Raw genomic sequence first — 19,663 nt, 5'->3', positions numbered from 1 at the left:
ATAAAATGAACATGTCAAAAATTTTTACACTTGTAGATGATGTAGCTAAAAGTAAATCTATTGAAAAAGATAGAGTTATTGAAGTTTTTAAATATGCTTTAGAAAAAGCTTATTTAAAAGAATTTCCAGACTCTAATGTTGAAGTTATTGTTGATGATTCAAAAGGGCTTTTAGAATTATATGAGTTAAAAACTGTTGTTGATAAAAGTGAAGATGATATTGATGATGATATTGAAATAACTTTAGAAGAAGCAAGAAAAGAAAATCCTAAAATTAATTTAAATGACATTTATAAACTTAGAATCAATATTGATAAATTTGAAAGAAGAGTAGCAACTCATGTTTTAAGTATTTTTCAACAAAAAATGAACGAAATAACAAATGTTAAAATATTTGAAAAGTTCAAAGATGATGTTGGTAAAGTTGTTTCTAGAGAAGTTGATAAAGTAGAAAAAAAATATGTTGAAGTAAAAATGGAAGATTCAATTATGGGGGTTTTGCCACCTTCTGAACAAATTCCTAATGAAGACATAAAAGCTGGTAGAAAATATGCTTTTCTTATCAAAAATGTTAAAGAAGAATCTAAAGGTTGACCTATTGTTCTTTCTAGAACAGATAACAAATTATTAGAATTCCTATTAAAAACTCATGTTCCAGAAATTGATGATGGAACAATAGAGATAAAAGCTATTGCCAGAGTTCCTGGTAATAAAGCAAAAGTTGCTATTAAAACTAATAACCCTAATATAGATGCAATTGGTACTTGTGTTGGTAATAAAGGTGAAAGAATTAAAAATATTTCAAAAGAATTAAATAATGAAAAAATTGATGTATTTTTATATGATGAAAATCCAAAGCAATTATTAATAAATGCTACAAGCCCTGAACAAATTATAGGTTTAGAAATAACTGATGATGAAGATGATCCAGATGTTAAATATGTAACTATAGTTTGTAAAGATGATGAAGATTTAGCAAAAATGATTGGTAAGATGGGTGTAAATGTTAAATTGCTTTCTATGTTAACTAAATGAAATATTGATATAGTTACACAGGCTGTTGCAATTGAAGACAAAATTGATTATGAAGATGTGTCTTCTTTATTGCCGCAAAGAAATTCAAGAAGAGTTAATGTTGGAAACAATAACAACAATAAATGAAATCAAAGAAATAAACTTAATAACAATAATATCTACTCTTCAGATGATCTTGGTAATTCAAACTATGATGATAATTGAAATTCATCTAATAGTATAATTGATTCTTTAACTGATGAGGATGTAGAAAAACTTCTTAATTCAAATGATATTTCTAAAAAGAAAAAGAAAAAAGTTGAATTAGATGATGAAGATGAAGTTGTATTCATCAGCAAAAAAGATATTGATAATGAAAAATCATTTGTTAATGAAAATGATTATAAAGAATCAGAATCAACTGAAGAAAATTCTTCAACAGAAGAAACTAAATCAGAAGCTGAAATAATTCAAGAAGAAAAAGAAGAAGAAAAAGAAGTAAAAACGTACAACAATTCTTCTGAAAGTATAGATGATTTTTTTGATGAACCTAATACAAAAGAAAAAGATGATATTGTAAAACACAATGTAAAAAGTTCTAAAAAACCAAAAAAAGAAAAAGTTAACATCTTTGATGAATTTGATGTTTCAGAAGATGATTATGATGATTCAGCTGAAACAATTGATATTGATGACTTAGATTATGATGATCTAGACTAATGAATAAAAAAAATGATAAACAAGTTTTTAGAAAATGTGTTTTATTAAAAAAGACTTTTGACAAAAATGAGTTAATCAAAATCACATATGTAAAATCATCTAACAAAGTTTATGTTGATTTAAAAAACAAATATAAAGGTAAATCTATTTACTTTCATATTGATAAATTGAAAGAAATACAAATTGAGAACATTGTTAAAATAGTTAATAAAAAATTTAAGGTTTTAATTAATGATGATGAACTTGATATTTTAAAAGAATTATTCAAATAGTGAGGTAAAGCATGAAAAAGAACGGTAATAACAAAAATAACAAAAAAGATAATAGAAAAAGTTTTGACTTAAAATCACAATTTAAAAAGGTTGAAACAGGAATACAAGATGGAGTGTTTGTTTATGTTGAACCGCTTTCAATTAGTGAATTTGCTTCTAAACTAAACAAACCATCATCAGAAATTATTAAATATTTATTTCTTAAAGGTGTGGCTTGTAATTTAAACACAATTTTAACTGAAGAACAAATGGGGGAAATTTGTCTTGAATTAGGATATGACTTTAGAAAAGAAATTCAAATTAATGAAGATAATTTCTTTGAACAAATAGTTATTAAAGATGATGAAAAAGATCTTGAAAAAAGACCCCCTATAATAACTATTATGGGTCATGTTGACCATGGTAAAACAACACTTTTAGATACAATTAGAAAAACTAATGTTGCATCAAATGAAGCTGGTGGTATTACACAAAATATTGGTGCATATCAAGTTAATTGAAAAAATAATGTAATTACATTTTTTGATACTCCAGGTCATGAAGCTTTTTCATCAATGAGAGCAAGAGGTGCTGATTTAACTGATATAGTTATTTTAGTTGTTGCAGCAGATGATGGTTTAAAACCACAAACAGAAGAAGCAATAGACCATGCGAAATATGCTAAAGTTCCAATCATTGTTTTTATTAACAAAATGGATAAACCAAATCCTAATGTTGAAAAGGTTTTATCTCAATTAGCTGATAAAGGCGTTATGTGTGAGGAATGAGGCGGAAATTCTATTGTTGTAAAAGGTTCAGCACTTAATAATCAAGGTATTGATGAATTATTAGAAGCAATTATTTTAACTTCTGAAATGATGGATTTAAAAGCTAATAAAAAACGTCTTGCTAATGGTGTAACAATAGAAGCTTATGTTGATAAAGGATTAGGTCCTGTAGCAAATATTTTAGTTCAAAGTGGTACTTTACAAGTTGGTGATTATATCCTTGTTGGTGAATACTGAGGAAAAATTAGAAAAATGCTAGATTCTCATAACAGAGAATTGAAAGAAGCTGGTCCATCTATGCCAGTTAAAATTAGTGGTTTAAATGGTGCTCCAAATGCTGGTGATAAATGAATTGTTACAAAAGATGAAAAATTAATTAAAGATTTAGCATCTAAGATTTCAGCAAACACTACAAAAAGAAAACTTGCAGCTTTAAATCAACTAACTTCTTTAAAGAAAGAAGATTCATCAGAAATTAAAGAACTAAATGTAATCTTGAAAGCAGATGTTCAAGGTTCAGTGGAAGCTTTAAAAGCAACATTAAGTGACATTGAAGTTGAAGGAGCAAAAATAAATATTATAAGATCATCAGTTGGAGCTATATCTGAATCAGATGTGAATTTAGCAAAAACAGCTAAAGCTAAATTATTTTCTTTTAACATGAAACCAAATTCACAAGTTATTGAATTTGCTAATTCAATGGATGTTGAAATTAAAGTATTTAATATTATTTATGAAGTAAAAAATGATGTTGAAAAAATGTTAAAAGGTACACTTGATCCAATATTTGAAGAAGTTGAAGTTGGACAAGTTGAAATTAAACAACTTTGAACTCACTCATCAATTGGAACGATTGCTGGTTGTAGGGTTATAAGCGGGGAAATAATAAGAAATGGTTTAGTTAGACTTATTAGAAATAAAGAAGTAATTGTAGAAAATAAAAAAATATCTTCTTTAAAACATGGTAAAGAATCTATATCATCAGCAAGTGCTGGTAAAGAGTGTGGTTTTACTGTTGATGATTTTAATTCATTTGAAGTTGGCGATATTGTTACAATATATAAAATGGTAGAAAAAACTCATGAATAGTAAAACGATAAAAATTGAGAGATTAGAATCACAAATTAAAGAAATCATAAATGAAACAATTGTAAGAGAAATTTATGATGATTTAATTAAAAAGGCAACTATTGTCGATGTAAGATTAACAAATGATAAAAGTATTGCTAAAATATATATAAGTTGCTATCCAAAAGAATTGACTGATGCAGTTTTAAAAAAGATAACTTCAGCAACTGGTTTTTTTAGAAAAATGTTATCTATGCAATTAACACTAAGAAAAGTTCCAAATCTTATATTTGTAAAAGATAATGCTTCGGAAAATTATGAAATAATAGAAGATATACTTAGAAAAATTAAGGAGCAATAAATGAAAGAAAATAAGAACAATAATCTTGGGAATGCTCCTAGAGCAAATCAAAATAATGATTATGATAATCAAAATGAAACCGTTAATAAAGATGTAAATAATTATTCAGATATTTCAGATGACCATGTTTCAAGTGAAGCAAATAATACGTTTTTTGAAAAGTTTGAAAAAACTAAAAAAGATTTTTTAAAAGAAAAAAGAGAAAAAGATTTTTTAGCTAAAAGATCATTGTCTTCAAAATCAAAAGCTAAAGGTTTTGATAATAAATTAAGAGATGATAAATTTGTAAAAGATTCTTGAATATCTTTTATTGTTATAGGTTTATTTTTGTTTGCATATGCTTGTGTTGTAATGGGATTTTTAGCTACACAGTTTAATGGATCAACTTCTCACAAGTGAGCATATATTGATCTTAATTTAGCGATGAATCAAACAACTATTATTTTTTCAGGGATAATAGTCTGTTTAATCCCAATACCATACATATATCTATTGGCTTCATGGTTTGTGGGTATAAATAGTGTTCATAGAAGTAAATCATTTTTCTTAGTTAACATGTCATTTATAGGAATAGCAATTTTATTATTTATTTGTGTGTTACCAATGTCATCGGTAATTTTTGCAGGAGTAAATAATTTTAGTCCTATTGCATAAAAAAGCTCTTTGATTTTTCAAAGAGTATTTTTTTTTTTTTTTTTATGTGCTTATTTAATAGATACTTTTTTGTTATTAAGTCAACCTATTTTTTGTTTATAATTGAATGGATATATTTTGGAGCTAGTTTATGGCAAAAGTAAATATAAATAAAAAAAATAAAACAAATAATAAAAAAGAAATTGCTAATCAAAAAAAATCTAAAGAAGGGCTTGAACTAAAAAAACAACAAGAAGAAAAAGCTCAACAAGAAATAATTTTAAAAACAAATAAAATAATTGATGACCTAAAGGTTGAGCTAAATAAAAAAACACTATTCAAAAAAAATGATAAGCAAACAATAACTAACCAAATTAATGAACTTCAAAACTATCTAGAAAACAAAGAATTTGGCATCTTAAAAAATAAAATCGATGAATTAGAAAAAATAGTTTCAGAAGAACAAAAAGAATTAGAAGAAATTAACAAAAAACAAACAAAAGAAAAAAAAGAAAAACTAAGCATTAGAATAAAAACTTTTTTCAGAGAAGCAAGATACCCTACATACTCTAGAATTAAAAAAATTCTAGAAAATGAAGACAGAACAATTAATGCTTCATTTGGAAAAATTAATATGAAAGTATTAAAAATTGTTGGCGTAATTTTAATTGATTTATTATTAATAGGAATTGCAGTTATTGGATTACTTTTACTTCTTGGAGTTATTAATTATTCTATATCTTCAGATAGCTCTAGAATTTTTCCGATTATTTTATTATCACTTCCTATAGGGTTGTTATTTGCTGTTTAACTGGAGAAAAATATGATAACTTGAAAAGACATTAAAGATAAATTTGATTACCCTATTGTTAATGAAGGAGAATTAAAACCTATTGTTTCACAAAGGGTTACAAGAACTGGTTTAGAATTTGCTGGTTTTTTTTCTCACACAGATATAAAAGCTATAGTATTGTGAGGGAAAGAAGAATTTAATTATTTAGAGCAATATGATACAAATATAGTAACTGAAAAATTAGAGAGAATTTTAAAACTAAAACCATCTCTAATTGTTTTATCAAGATCATTTAAACCATTTCCAATTTTAATTGAATTATCTAAAAAATATAATGTTACAGTTATGGCTACAAATTCATCATCATCTGAAATCAATACTCTTATAAATATATTTTTAGCTGAAGCTTTAAGCGAAATAGTTACACTTCATGGTAACTTAATGGAAATATATGGTAAAGGTGTTTTAATTATTGGTAATTCTGGTGTTGGTAAATCTGAAACAACTACTGAGTTAATCAAAAAAGGACATATGTTTATTTCAGATGATGCAGTTGATTGTCGTAAAGTCTTCCACAAGTTAATCGGTTCTCCTCCAAAGTTTTCTAAAGGGTTTATGGAAGTTAGAGGACTTGGAATAATCAATGTTGAAAGATTGTTTGGTATAGAAAAAGTGAAACCAAATTCAGAAATTAATATAGTTATTGAGCTTGTTGAATTTAAACATAATGTTCATAACATTGAAAGACTTGGAGCTGATTTACAATATAAAGAAATACTAGGTATAAAACTACCATATTATTTAATACCTGTTACTAGTGGTAAAAAGATTTCTGATTTAATTGAAGTTATAGTTGCTAATTTTAAACTTATAGAATCAGGATATATTTCCTTTAAAGATTTTGATGAAAAGTCAAAATCAAATAAATAATGATATATTTATCTTATACCTATAAATTTTAAAAGGAGGACACATATGGATTGAAACTTATCTAATATTACATCATCAGTTTTAAATGCTTTAGATCCAGTGGCATTTAAACTTGGAACCTTAGAGGTTAGATGGTATGGTATTTTTATTTTTATAGGATTTGTTTTGGCTATTATTTTAGCTTGTGTTAAATTAGCTAAATGATATAAAGTTCCATATGATCCTTTCTTTTATTTTATTTTTATAGGTGTTCCAGTTTCTATTCTTGGTGCTAGGCTATGAAGTTTTATAATCGGTGACGCACAAGTTCAACCGGGTAGTAACTTCTTTGTTGATTATTGGGATTTTCAAGGTGGTGGACTTGCAATTCAAGGTGGGGTAATGTTTACTGTCTTGGCTGCTTGTATTTGATTCCCATATATATTAAGAAAACCTAAATATAATGTAAAAACAAGTTTTAATAACAATACATATGTAAGACAAGTATCAATGTGAGTTTATGCAGATGCTATTATTCCATGTATTCTTGTAGGCCAAATTATTGGTCGTTGAGGTAATTTTTTTAATCAAGAAGTTTATGGTTCTATTGTTACAAATCCAGAAGTTAGTTTTGCTTGATTAAAAACAGTAATGCCAGGAGTTTATTATAATATGTTTATTGATGGTTCTTTCCGTCAACCATTGTTTTTATATGAGTCTTTTTCAAATTTTTGAGTTTTTTTAATTTTATATTTTGGATTTGAATTCATAAAATTTAGAAAAGCTGGTGATATAGGTATTTCATATTTCATTTTCTATGGAATTATAAGACTTATTATGGAACCATTTAGAGATAGTAAGTTTGGTTTTGTAACATCAATTGTAACTTCTGTTTTATTTATAGTTTTTGGAATTACATTGTTAGTTTTAAATCATTTAGTTATTGCTAAAAATAGAAAAACAAAAGTTTTGTTTATGCTGTGAGTGAAAACTAAATACTATTTAAATTTTAATAATTGAAAATCAATTAGAACAAATAATTTATCAAACTCAAATAATAAAAAAGAAATAAAAAAACCTAAAACTTATGGCTATTTAAAACCACCTGCTTTCACTAGAAGTGAAGAAGAAATGTTATTTTATAACAATCATTAATTAAGGAGAATTTATGAGAGTTGATACTAACTATATTAACAATCCGCATTTTTATGATCTTATTATAATTGGAAGTGGACCTGCTGGTTTAACCGCTGCAATTTATGGACAAAGAGCAAATTTAAAAACAGCATTTATTGAAAAAGATACTCCGGGTGGTAAAGTTGTTAAAACTGGTTTTGTTGAAAACTATCCTGGTTTTGAACAAATTAATGGCCCAGATTTAGCTATGAATTTTTTTAAACAAGCTACAAGCCTTGGATCTAAATTTATTTATGGTGAAGTTATCAACATATTTAAAGTTAATGATATTTTTCACATAACAACTAGTGATAATATGGTAAGGTATGCAAAAGCTGTAATTATTGCAAGTGGAATGAGTGAAAAAAAACTTGGTGTAGAAGGTGAAAATAAATATTATGGAAGAGGAGTTTCATATTGTGCTGTTTGTGATGCTGCTTTATATAAAAACAAAACTGTTGCTGTGATAGGTGGTGGAAATACAGCTCTTGAAGAATCTTTATTTTTAGCTGATATTGTTGGGAAGGTTTATTTAATTCATAGAAGACAAGGCTTTAGAGCTGATGAATCTGTTGTTTTAAAAGTTAAAAATAATAAAAAAATTGAGTTGATTTTAGATACTGTTCCACTTGAATTTATAGGTGATGGAAAAAAAATTAATTCAATAAAAATTAAAAATGTTTTAACAAACGAAGAATCAATTAAAGAAGTTGAATGTATTTTTCCTTTTATTGGTTTTATACCTGTTAACAATTTTTTAGGTAAGCTAGATGTTAAAAATGAAAATGGATTCATTATTGTTGATGAAAATATGCAAACAAATGTAGAAGGTTTATTTTGTGCTGGTGATATTTTATCAAAAAATATTAGACAAATATCAACTGCTATTTCTGATGGGACAATAGCTGCTTTATCTGCTAAAAAATTTATTGAAGAAAAATTTGAATAGGTGATTATAGTGAGAAATGGTAAACTTGAAAAAAATGCCAGAGGTGATATAAACCAACTAATAAAGAAAAGTGAAGATAAAAAATCACTTAGTAAAGCAATTGATTTTTTAAAATCTAAAAAAGTAAGTTATGTTGACATTGATGTTAATAAAACTTTATATTGCAATTCTAGACCAATCAAAGCAGATGTAATTTGTTATATTAAATCTTCAAACCATATTTTAGAAAATGTATGACTTTTAGTTGATACTAAAAAATATAGCCAAGAAAATGAAAGTCTTTTAAAAATGTCTAGATTTTATTTTAGTGAAATAAACGATCTTGAGATGGTTTTATTTACAAACTATGAAAAACCCATAATGTTTTTTAAAAAATACATTAATGGAACATATAGAATTTGTAAAACAACTAAAGTACCAAATTTTTATGAATAACAATTATTTAATTCAATATCTTTTCTAATAATTATTTTTTATATTTGTATTTTTAAACTATTTAAAAATATATGTAATGAATTAATTGTTTTTTGATTTAAATTTAATATTTTAATAAAAATAGTTTTTATTTTTTGGTTTTTTTGTTAAAATATTAATGTCTTATAAGATACCGATATTAGTTAATATATTTCTGATCACTATATATTAACTATCCCAGAGTGTGGCGGAATATAAATAACACTATTTAATTTGCGCAATGGCCTTATCTATAAACTTCCTCTTGATCGGGAAGTTTTTTTTATTTTATGTTTAATTAATTTAATAAATAAAAATATAAATTAAATCTTTTATAGAATTTGTTTTTTTCAATATTTAGTTTTATTAATTTAATTTGTTACAGAACAAAAATAAAAACCCATAACAATTAATTTTTGTTATGGGTTGTAAGTAAAATAAAAAAAAGAGAGTGATGAGTTCTCTTTTTATTCGTTTCATGTATTTATAGATAGATAAATAAGTGAAAGGGAGATGGCCTATGGTTGTAAGATATGAAAAAAATAATTTTAATATAATAATAAGTTATATAAAATATGTCATTTCATTTTTACAAACAAAATGTTTGTAAAATTTAACAAATAAGACCTACATGAAACATTATTATTATATTTCATTTTTTTGATTTTTGTTGCTTTTTTATAAAAAAAGTTAAAATATTTATTTTTTTTCTATTTTTATATTTTTGGTAATAATTTTTCTATAGTAACTAAACAAGTGTTTTGCTTGTTATTTTTTAGAAAATAAAACCAAGCAATTGGTTTTGACTATAATAATAGTAAAACTAAAATTGCTTGCTCGATTGACATGTGAAGTGCAACACTCAAAAAAGAGTGTGCACTTCATTTGTTTTGTTTGTAAGTGTTCACTAATAAAAAGATAATGAATATTAGGAGTGCTTATGAAAACTTATAAAGATTTAACAAAAGAAGAAAGATGCTTAATTTATTTTCTTTGAAATAAAGAAAAATATTCTATGAATAAGATTGCAAAAATCTTAAATAAAAACAAATCAACAATATCAAGAGAATTAAAAAGAAACACATCTTCAACAGGGATTTATTATTCATCAACTGCTCACAAAAAATACATTAGAAGAAAATCAAATTGTCATATGTTTTTTATGTTGAAGTACAAAAACTTCACAGATCTTTTTATTCAAAAATTTAATCCTAAATCTCATGGTGTAGAAGCTACAATTTTTTGAATAAAAGAAAACTATCCGTTAGTTAAAGTTCCAAGTGCTAGGCAAGTATTTAGATGAATCAATAGCAAGATTTGAAAGATACAAAGAAGAGATTGTTTAAGAAGAAAATATGTTAAAGGAAAAAGAAGAAAAATAGGTATATTTTCTAAAATTGATGGAAAATACTGCATTCCTTATAGTCTAAGACCAGAAAAGATAAACAATAGAAAAGAATTTGGACATTGAGAAGCTGATCTAATAGTTAGTAAAAGGCAAAGTGGTTATTACCACTTATTGACATTAGTGGAAAGAAAAACAAGGTTGGCAATTATTAGAAAAATAAAAGGGAAGAACGCTAGATCAATGATGGCTAAAATGTATACCATTATTCGAGATGAAAAACTCCCAATAAAAAGCATCACTGTTGATAATGGGTTAGAGTTTCAAATGATGGGAATAACTGCAAAACAATTCAACTTTAAAGTTTATTATTGCCAACCTTATTCTTCATTCCAAAGAGGGTCCAACGAGAACATAAATGGGATAGTTAGAAGATGATATAAAAAAGGAACTGACTTCAGTTTAGTAAGTGAAGATAAAATAAAAACTCTTGAATGAAAAGTAAACAACATCCCAAGAAAAATGTTTGGTTATAAAACAGCTTACCAAATGTATCAAGAAAATATTTAAAACAAAAAAACTCTCAACTTATATTTCAAAGTCGAGAGTTTAATGTAACATTGAAGTGTTGCACTTCACATGTCAGTTAGGGAAGCAATTGGTTTTGACTATAATAATAGTAAAACTAAAATTGCTTGGTAATTAGTGTACTAATTTGTTAAAAACTATCTATCAACTTCTTTTCAATTTTTATCTTTATAAAAAGGTTTTTCTTTGTTTATTCTGTCATAATAAAAAATGTTATTGTTATGATCAATCTCATGTTGTAAACACATTGATAATAATCCAGTTGCTCTGATTGTGATATTTTCATTTGTAAATAAATCTATTGCTTCAACAACTACAATTTCATTTCTTATTGATAATCCTTTAACATCTCTGTCTACAGATAAACAACCCTCTCCAGATGGAAGAAATGCTTTATTTAAAGATTGTTTGATTATTTTTGGATTAGCTAATAAATATTTATGTTCTGTTTCATCTTGATCTAAATGAATATAGATTATTTGTTTTGGATAACCAAGTTGAATGGCAGCTATCCCAATTCCAGGTCTTATTTTATATTTATTAAATTCTCCATCATATGAAGCATCTATATAACTTATCATTTTCGAAATAACATCTTTATCTTCTTCGTTTAAAGGTAAACGTACTTCTTCGACTTTTTGCTTCATGATGGGATTATCATCAAATACTAATCATTCTGATTTTGGAGTTATTTTTTTAAACATTTTATATACCTTAGATAAAGTTTCTTATACAATTAATAATATTAAAACAAATAATGGAGCTTTTGTGAATAAAAAAGGATTAATAATAATAATTAGTGGCCCAAGTGGCGTTGGAAAAAAAACAATAATTGATCAATTTATTAATGATACTGAATTAAATTTATCTTATAGTGTTTCAATGACAACTCGTGAACCAAGAGAAGGTGAAATGAATGGAGTTGACTATTTTTTTGTCTCTGACGAAGAATTTACAAAAGCTATTGAAAACAATGAATTATTAGAGTGAGCAGAATTTGCTAAAAACAAATATGGTACTCCTCTTAAAAAAGTTTATGAACAAATAGAAAAAGGTAAAAATGTTATTTTAGAGATAGAAGTTAAAGGTGCAACTGATGTAATTAAAAAAATTAAAAGAGAAGACTTTGTATCAATTTTTATAATTCCACCTTCAATCAAAGAATTAAAAAGAAGATTAAAGAAAAGAGACACTGAAGACAGAAAAAAAATTAGAATGAGAATCAAAAGAGCAAAAGAAGAAATTAAAATGACAAAAGATTATGATCATGTTGTTTTAAATGATGATGCTACAAGAGCAGCTATTGAAATGAAAAAAATTATTTTAGGTGACATCTATAGAGTTAATAAGGAAAAATAATGAATGTTAATACTAATATAAAAAATGATAATCTTGTTTCTATATATTCATTAACATTACAAGAACTTAAAGACAATTTAGTAGCTAGTGGCTTTAAGTCATATGTTGGTGATCAAATTTATGATTGAATTTACAAAAAAGACATTGATGATTTTGACAAAATGACAAACCTATCTAAACAAGCAATTTCTTTTTTGAAACAAAATTATTTTTTTGATGAAATTAAAATAAACACAATTCAAGAGGATAAGGATGGGACTGTAAAATTTTTACTAGAACTTCATGATAATAATCTTATTGAAGTTGTGTTAATGTCTTTTGATTATGGATATAGTGTTTGTGTGACTTCACAAGTTGGTTGTAATATGGGGTGTAAATTTTGTGCCTCAGGTTTGCTTAAAAAAGTAAGAAATATAAGTACTGGTGAGTTTATTAAACAATTCTTATTAGCTAAACAATATTTGTATAAAACAAAAGGCGAAAATTTATCCCATATGGTTGTAATGGGGATTGGAGAACCATTTGATAACTTTAATAATTTAGTTCAATTTATGAAAGTTATTAAAGAACAAAAAGGACTAGGAATTGGTGGTAGAAAAATTACAGTTTCTACATGTGGGTTAGTTCACAGAATTAAAGAATGAGCAGATTTAAATAATCAAGTTAATTTAGCAATTTCATTACATGCTTCTAATAATGAAATCAGAAATAAAATAATGCCAATTAATGCAGCATTTAATATTGAAAAATTATTAGAAGCAATTGATTATTATTTGAACAAAACAAATAGAAGAATAACAATTGAATACATCATGATCAAGGATTTAAATGATAAAAAAGAACATGCTTATGAACTTATAGAAATGTTTAAAAATAGGTTGGTATACATTAACTTAATTCCTTATAATCCAGTGTTTGAGAATTCATATGCTAGAAGCGAGAAATGCAAAGAGTTTTATGATATATTAAAAAATAGTGGTATTACTTGTACTATTAGACAAGAAAAAGGCTCATCAATTGATGCTGCTTGTGGTCAATTAAGAAGTAAAAGACTTGGAGTGTTATAGGTTTATGAAAATAGCAAAAAGTTTGAATGAAAAAAGAATTATTTTTAATAAATCTGATACTGGCTTTATTAGAAAAACAAATGAGGATTATGCTTGATCTGGCACTAATTCAGTACTTGATTCTTTATTAATTGTTTCAGATGGTGTTGGAAGTTATGAGGGAAGTGACAAAGCATCTGAAATAGTATCTAAAGTTTTTTCTAAAAGTTTTTTGTCGCTTGAATATATTTCTATTGATGTTAAAAAATGATTTGAAAAAAATATAGTAAGAGCCAAAATGATTATGAAAGAACACATTAAAGATAATGGTAGACATATGAATATGGCTACAACATTAGTTTTGGCTTTAATTATTAAAAAAGAAGTTCATGTATTTTGAATTGGTGATTCAAGAGCTTATTTAATTGATAAAAAAGAAGCAACACAACTAACAGAAGATCACAATTTATTAAATCATTTGTTAAATTTAAATTTAACTCATGATGAAATAATGAAATATAAAAAGCACTTACATAGTATTACTAATTCAATTTCAGCTTCTACAGAAATGGCACAAAAATATGATTATTTAAGCATTCCATTAAAATCTAACAATTTTATTTTTTTAGCATCAGATGGTTTTTATAATTTTTGCCAGCTAAACAATTTGTTTGACATAATTAGTGATGATACAAATAAAGAAGTTATAACAGATGAATTAGTTAGTAATGCAATAACAAATGGATCTAATGATAACATTTCTTTTTCTTATTTTGGTTTATTAAAAGAAAGTTAAATTATGGACTAGGACAAAAACAACACTAGGTTTTAAAGTCCTAGTTTTTTATCTATTAAATATTTATTGTTATAATATATTGTAGTTATTTTATTTATGGATGTTTATTATCACTATTATTAAAATTAATTAAATTTATATTTATATATTTACGTAGTGTGGAATTAGTATGGTTTTTATAATAATCTTTTTAATACTTTTAGGATTGGGTGTCGGTGTTTTTTTGTTTTATTACCTTAACAGAAAAATAACTTCTAAAGAAGAGGGTGGAAAATTCCAATTAAAATTTTTGATAACATTAAAGAAAAATTTTGAAAAATGAATTCCACTAAAGAAAAACAAAAAAACATACAATAGTGTAGATATTGATAATTTTTTAGTTAATGAAATTCTTGTTCCAACTCAAGATAGCAAAATCCATCATGAAATAAATTTATTGATTAATGAAAATTACCAAAACGGTCCTAATGAACTATCTTCAAAATTAATAGAATGAAGCAATAACAATTTAATTGATTTTAGTGCGCTATTTACAATATTAAATCTTTATAAAAATAAGTTCACTTATAATATTGAACTTTGAATTACTTCATTTGTTTTTTTTCAAATTTTAAAAGAAATTAAAATATCTAATAGTAATTATAAGTTTGAATCTTTTAAATATTTTGGTGTGAAAAGAATGGATTATAAATCTTATGATAATTCTCCAAAATATGCCAATGCATTATATTTTTATAATGAAAAACACTTTATGTATTTTGGTTGTTTTGATGCAAGAGATTCCAAAATGAATTTGGTTATCAATGTTATTAAAAATTTAAATGTTAGTTTTGTTCCCCAAATTATGAAAAAACTAAAGTTTTTATCAAATCCTTTAGTTGCTTTTTTTAATAAAAAAATTGATATTAATAATATATATAACTATATATCAGATACTATATATAATGCTGTTTTGGCTGAAATAAATAAATACTATACATATATATACGACAACTATAACAACAGATTTAAAAACCAAACATTCAACAATAACCACCAACAAAAAAACAGCAACAGCCAAACAAACAACTATAATCAAGAAAACAAACAACAAGAACAAAAAACAAAAAGCAATGATGAAGAATTTAAAAAAACTTCTTTGAATAATTTAAAACACATGACATTTGAAGAATCTGCATCAATTTTAAATATTTCATCAAAAAACCCAACTATTGATGAAATTAAAAACGCTTATAAAAAGATGGCAAAAAAATACCATCCTGATATTTATAAAGAACAAGATTCAAATGAAAAAATGGCAATTATAAATAAAGCTTATGAAACATTAAAATCATCGTTTGAATAATTTGTGTCTTCAATGCTTTAAAAATCTTATTAATAAATGTTATTATTTATATAATCGAAATAAAAATTTAAAGTGGTTAAATGCATGAAAGTATATGTAACTAAAATAAGTAAAAAAAACGAAGTAGAAATTGAAAAATTTAAATATAAAGGTAATCAGTTAATTGTTTCTATGGCATTTTGATATCAATTATTAGAACCAAGGTATGTAATAAACAAGCAAGGATTTAAAAGTCTTTGATTCAGGTATACAAATAGCTTAAAAGAAATATGCAACAAAAAAGAAGAGTTTGATCCAAGTGCTTTAATTGAATATCTTACGCCTTGAAATGTTTACTATCTTGAATGCTTTTTAGAAAAAATATGAATAAATTTTAAATTTATTATTACATTAATGTAATTTAACTTATATATTTTATTAAACTTAATTTTATTAAGTCAGTGGGTATTATTAAATACTTACTGATTTTATTGTCTTTATTATTTTTTATATAAACTACTAAATCTATTTTTTTGCTTTTTTAAACATTTATAAAAAATATAAAAAAGGTCGTTCTTTATTAATAATAGAATATTTTATTTTTATATAATATAATTGAAAGATAATAAGTGAATTTTAAATACTTATATTTATAAAAATAATTTTAAACTTCTAGTTTTAAGATTATTTTTAAAAGGGGGAATTATGCCAAAATTTAAAAAGAAAACTTATTCAAACATTCTTGGAGTATCAGTTGCTCTTGGAAGTTTAGGTTTTATTGTTGGTAATGTAGTTTCATCACATGGTAATAAAATCGTTAATAATACAAAAAACAATTTTGTTGCTAAACAAAAATTAAACTCTGCTGAAACACAAGCTACTAATAATCAATTTGATTACATTCCAATTGCAGATAATAAATATTCTGCACCGATTTCAACTGAAAGTGGATATATTGGATATTCTAATGATCAAAGACAATTGATAATGACAGCTTATGAAGGGGTTGAAATATGAAGATTGAATTTGGACACTAATTCTGATTTTAATTCTTTTTATAATGCTCAATATCCAGGTGTTGATACTAAATCAGTAAAAATTGTTTCTTGAAAATATCTAGAAGAAAGCAATTTAATTGTTATTTTAACTTCAGATACTACAGACAATGCTTATAAAAATGGACTTGTTTTTGCAGTTGATGCATCAACAGGATTAGTTTTTAGTCCAATTAGAAATGCCAATAATGTTGTTGATCCATTAAGCAACTCTACTAAAGTTGCTGATGGTGTTACTGTATTATATAAAAATTCAAACAATGACATTATTGCAACTGTTGATGGACAAATGAATACTAATAATGACTTTCCAACACTTAAAATTAAAAAAGCTGGATATAGTGAAGTTACATCTAAAATTACAATTAATAGTACATATGGGATAAGTTCTTTTAGTGGTATAGGTTCACATGCTCTTGGTGTACAAGATGGAAAAATAAGAGCAAATGATTGAATCTTAACAGCACTTGTTGAAGGTAAAAAAGGTTCTAATGCTAACTTTGTTTTACTTACAGCTCCAACAGGGGAAGAACCAACAGCAGATAAGCATAAAGATGGTTTTAAACAAAAAGTAGTTGTAGTGGATGACAATTTAAAACCTATTATAAACGCAAACGGACAACCTGTTTCAATTAATACAAATTATGGTATGGCTTTATTTTCAGATGTTTCAAAAGATTTAAATGCTGTACCAAAATATGGTTTTTATGCTAACAATAATGATGCAAATATAAGTTCATCTGTCTTTGTTATTGCAGGTAGATGTAATGCAGTTTATAAATTTGATTACAATTCATCTAATAAAACAATATCTATAAATAAATTTTTAGATATGCAAGATAAATCTAAAAAATTAGATCAAGACGTATCTTCTTTTTACTATGATGATGTTACTCAAAGAGTTATTACATCAAACATTTGAAGTTCAAGTAATGCATCTGTTGGTTATACAGATCTTTCTGAATCAGATTTGAAATATTATACAATTATTGCTGGTGATGGAGAATCTAAACCAATTAGTAATGTAAAAACTTTTAGTCCTGTTTTTTCTAAAACTAAAATAACAGAATCTCCAATAATTATTTATGACAAAAATGATGTAACAAAAACAGTAGGATATTATTTTAAGGACAACAATTTTAATAATCAAGTTAATTTACCTTATAGAAATTACAATGATATAAATGCAGAAATTAAAAGTCAAGATTTTTATAAAAATGCAGCTCCAAGTTCTGTAAGTACAGATGAATTAAATAGATTGTTAAAAATTTCAGGAAACCCTAATAAGGGAGCTTGATATGTATCATCAACAACTGAAAGTGATGATAAAAATGGTATTCTTACTGTAAATTATGAAGTTAAATATCAAAAATGATGAACAGATGTATCTAATGATTTTGCATCATTCAATATTAAAACTATTGTTGATGGAATGTATAAAAAAGAAGGTATATTCCATTTAGTAACCGAAAAAACAAATGATAGTGTTAATAATATTAAGTACGACAAAATTAATGAATTTAAATCTATTAAATATCCAAGTGATATAACTAATCTTGAAATTATTAATGATTTTGTTGTTATCAATATGAAAGATAAAAATGGTAATAACATTAAACTTCAAGAATCAGATGTCCAAAAAGTTGTTGATGATGAAAATGGTACTTTAAAAGTTACTGTTGATATTTCAAAATATTTACCAACTGGATTTGATTCTAGTTATTATACTAAAACATTTACTTATGATGGTTTCTTAAGTTCTAAGGGTTATGAAGTAGCAGTAAATGATGATGCCACTTTAAAAGAAAATGGATTCTTAAATCAATATCCTTCACAAGTGACACTTTAAGATATATTTGACAAACTAGTGGTTTTAGGCCACAAATTTCCAACTTCACCAACTGAGTGAGATTTTGAAGTTACTCCAAATGATATTGATGGAAGTTTAACAGTTTCATTGCTTTCAAAAAATCAATTTTTACCTTCAAATAAAAGAAAAATTTTAGAAAATAAAAAAATAGATGGGTTTAAAGCTGTTGGTAATGATTTCAAGAATGTTACTGTTAATTCATATAATGGATTATTAACATCTCAACAAATTTGAGATGAATACAATGATGCAGTTACATCAAATAAAAATGTTTTAAATACTACATTAGCTTCATTGATATCAGTACCTTATTTATCTTTTGATCAATTGAACATTTCTTTGGATGAAAATAATTCAAAAATAACAAGTAATTCATTACCTTTAAAAATTGAAATCAAACCTAATTCAGTTTCTCAATTATTTATTGGTACAGAAGCATTTGTTTGAACTCAACAAAATATAAACGATTTTTCTAAATCTGAATTATTACAATACCCATTTAAAACTAGTGTTGCAATAAATACAGCAGTTCAAGATTTTACTTGAAATAAACCAACAGATTATCATGGTAATTCTGTAGAAATTGATACTTCAGCTAAAGAAGTAAAAATTAATTTAGAAAATGTTAGATATGAAAACATTAATAAAGAAATGTTTGCTGATGACATTACTAAAGAAACAGTAGTTCAAGATTTATTCTCAGCATCTTATTATGATGTTAATAATATAGTATTAAGTCCAAATAGATCAGCTGGTACTTTAGTTGTTACAATTTATGCTACATCTGGAAATAGTAGAAGCCATGTTCTAAATAGTAGTCAAGTTTTAAATAGTGCAGTAAATTCTCAAGAACAAGTTGTTCCAGAAGGTGGACAGGTTTATAAAAGAATTGAACTAACAGGATTTAAAATTCCTTTATCACCTTATGCAATTTGAGTTCCAGTTATTGCAGGTTTAGGTATTATTGCTGCAGGTGTTGTTTTCTTAGTTTACACAAAGGTAATTAAACGTAATTTAAGAAAAACTGTTACAAATTCACATGACATTGAATATCTAAATAAATTAAAAAACAACAATCAAAAAAGACTTGAAATGTTAAAAGAAAAAAGACATGACGAAGTTGTTAAATACGTTGAAAAAAATAATTCTAAATAGGAGGGGATGAA

19 protein-coding genes are annotated in these 19,663 nt (G+C 25.1%); 18 read left to right on the top strand and 1 reads right to left on the bottom strand.

Translation table 4 applies throughout. From position 1 onward, the window contains the following. Positions 1-5: 5 nt before the first annotated feature. The 11 genes from nusA to EXC57_RS03575 all read left to right on the top strand — a co-directional run bounded on the left by nusA (position 6) and on the right by EXC57_RS03575 (position 11,029). On the top strand, positions 6-1,733 hold the full coding sequence (nusA, locus tag EXC57_RS03625; protein ID WP_129692652.1) for a transcription termination factor NusA: 1,728 nt from the start codon (positions 6-8) through the stop codon (positions 1,731-1,733). Beyond that, positions 1,733-2,005 carry a DUF448 domain-containing protein gene (locus tag EXC57_RS03620; RefSeq protein WP_004024726.1) on the top strand — a complete coding sequence of 91 codons (273 nt, stop codon included), beginning with the start codon at positions 1,733-1,735 and terminating at the stop codon, positions 2,003-2,005. The genes nusA and EXC57_RS03620 overlap by 1 nt, the downstream gene beginning before the upstream one ends. Before the next feature lie 11 nt (positions 2,006-2,016). After that, positions 2,017-3,861, top strand: a complete 1,845-nt coding sequence (gene infB / locus EXC57_RS03615; RefSeq protein ID WP_004024727.1) for a translation initiation factor IF-2 — start codon at positions 2,017-2,019, stop codon at positions 3,859-3,861. After that, complete coding sequence (gene rbfA, locus EXC57_RS03610) at positions 3,854-4,201, top strand: 30S ribosome-binding factor RbfA (protein ID WP_004024728.1); 348 nt, start codon at positions 3,854-3,856, stop codon at positions 4,199-4,201. Before infB ends, rbfA begins: the two co-directional genes overlap by 8 nt. Then, positions 4,202-4,855: a hypothetical protein gene (locus EXC57_RS03605; RefSeq protein ID WP_004024729.1), complete on the top strand. Its 654-nt coding sequence runs from the start codon at positions 4,202-4,204 to the stop codon at positions 4,853-4,855. 130 nt (positions 4,856-4,985) lie between these two features. Continuing rightward, positions 4,986-5,645 carry a hypothetical protein gene (locus EXC57_RS03600; RefSeq protein ID WP_004024730.1) on the top strand — a complete coding sequence of 220 codons (660 nt, stop codon included), beginning with the start codon at positions 4,986-4,988 and terminating at the stop codon, positions 5,643-5,645. 12 nt (positions 5,646-5,657) lie between these two features. Next, complete coding sequence (hprK, locus tag EXC57_RS03595; RefSeq protein WP_004024731.1) at positions 5,658-6,557, top strand: HPr(Ser) kinase/phosphatase; 900 nt, start codon at positions 5,658-5,660, stop codon at positions 6,555-6,557. Positions 6,558-6,602: 45 nt separating this feature from the next. After that, positions 6,603-7,691, top strand: a complete 1,089-nt coding sequence (gene lgt, locus EXC57_RS03590; RefSeq protein WP_004024732.1) for a prolipoprotein diacylglyceryl transferase — start codon at positions 6,603-6,605, stop codon at positions 7,689-7,691. Between the two features lie 13 nt (positions 7,692-7,704). Then, a complete protein-coding gene (trxB, locus tag EXC57_RS03585) occupies positions 7,705-8,661 on the top strand; it encodes a thioredoxin-disulfide reductase (protein ID WP_129692651.1) in 957 nt (318 codons plus the stop codon). 9 nt (positions 8,662-8,670) lie between these two features. After that, positions 8,671-9,096: a hypothetical protein gene (locus EXC57_RS03580; protein WP_004024734.1), complete on the top strand. Its 426-nt coding sequence runs from the start codon at positions 8,671-8,673 to the stop codon at positions 9,094-9,096. A gap of 958 nt (positions 9,097-10,054) precedes the next feature. Next, positions 10,055-11,029 carry an IS30 family transposase gene (locus tag EXC57_RS03575; RefSeq protein WP_129692650.1) on the top strand — a complete coding sequence of 325 codons (975 nt, stop codon included), beginning with the start codon at positions 10,055-10,057 and terminating at the stop codon, positions 11,027-11,029. A 155-nt stretch (positions 11,030-11,184) separates the two neighbouring features. Here the strand turns inward: EXC57_RS03575 and def are convergent, their stop codons facing one another. Next, a complete protein-coding gene (def, locus tag EXC57_RS03570; protein ID WP_040538211.1) occupies positions 11,185-11,751 on the bottom strand; it encodes a peptide deformylase in 567 nt (188 codons plus the stop codon). On the opposite strand from def, the gene gmk reads away from it, so the two are divergent. The 7 genes from gmk to EXC57_RS03535 all read left to right on the top strand — a co-directional run bounded on the left by gmk (position 11,693) and on the right by EXC57_RS03535 (position 19,652). After that, complete coding sequence (gene gmk / locus EXC57_RS03565; protein ID WP_004024846.1) at positions 11,693-12,406, top strand: guanylate kinase; 714 nt, start codon at positions 11,693-11,695, stop codon at positions 12,404-12,406. The two genes, def and gmk, sit on opposite strands and share 59 nt — an antisense overlap. Further along, positions 12,406-13,473: a 23S rRNA (adenine(2503)-C(2))-methyltransferase RlmN gene (rlmN, locus tag EXC57_RS03560; RefSeq protein WP_004024847.1), complete on the top strand. Its 1,068-nt coding sequence runs from the start codon at positions 12,406-12,408 to the stop codon at positions 13,471-13,473. The genes gmk and rlmN overlap by 1 nt, the downstream gene beginning before the upstream one ends. A 4-nt stretch (positions 13,474-13,477) precedes the next feature. Continuing rightward, positions 13,478-14,248 (top strand): protein phosphatase 2C domain-containing protein, encoded by a 771-nt coding sequence (locus tag EXC57_RS03555; RefSeq protein ID WP_004024848.1) that lies wholly within the window; start codon positions 13,478-13,480, stop codon positions 14,246-14,248. Positions 14,249-14,417: 169 nt separating this feature from the next. Beyond that, positions 14,418-15,593 (top strand): J domain-containing protein, encoded by a 1,176-nt coding sequence (locus tag EXC57_RS05230; protein WP_004024849.1) that lies wholly within the window; start codon positions 14,418-14,420, stop codon positions 15,591-15,593. 84 nt (positions 15,594-15,677) lie between these two features. Further along, a complete protein-coding gene (locus EXC57_RS03545; RefSeq protein ID WP_004024850.1) occupies positions 15,678-15,992 on the top strand; it encodes a hypothetical protein in 315 nt (104 codons plus the stop codon). Positions 15,993-16,277: 285 nt separating this feature from the next. Then, on the top strand, positions 16,278-18,476 hold the full coding sequence (locus EXC57_RS03540) for a lipoprotein 17-related variable surface protein (RefSeq protein ID WP_129692649.1): 2,199 nt from the start codon (positions 16,278-16,280) through the stop codon (positions 18,474-18,476). Positions 18,477-18,494: 18 nt separating this feature from the next. Next, positions 18,495-19,652 carry a hypothetical protein gene (locus EXC57_RS03535; protein ID WP_129692648.1) on the top strand — a complete coding sequence of 386 codons (1,158 nt, stop codon included), beginning with the start codon at positions 18,495-18,497 and terminating at the stop codon, positions 19,650-19,652. The last annotated feature ends 11 nt before the right edge of the window (positions 19,653-19,663 follow it).

The sequence above is a fragment of the Malacoplasma iowae genome (assembly GCF_900660615.1).
Lineage (GTDB): Bacteria > Bacillota_I > Bacilli_A > Mycoplasmatales > Mycoplasmoidaceae > Malacoplasma > Malacoplasma iowae.
This window is presented reverse-complemented; position numbering and strand designations above follow the sequence as displayed.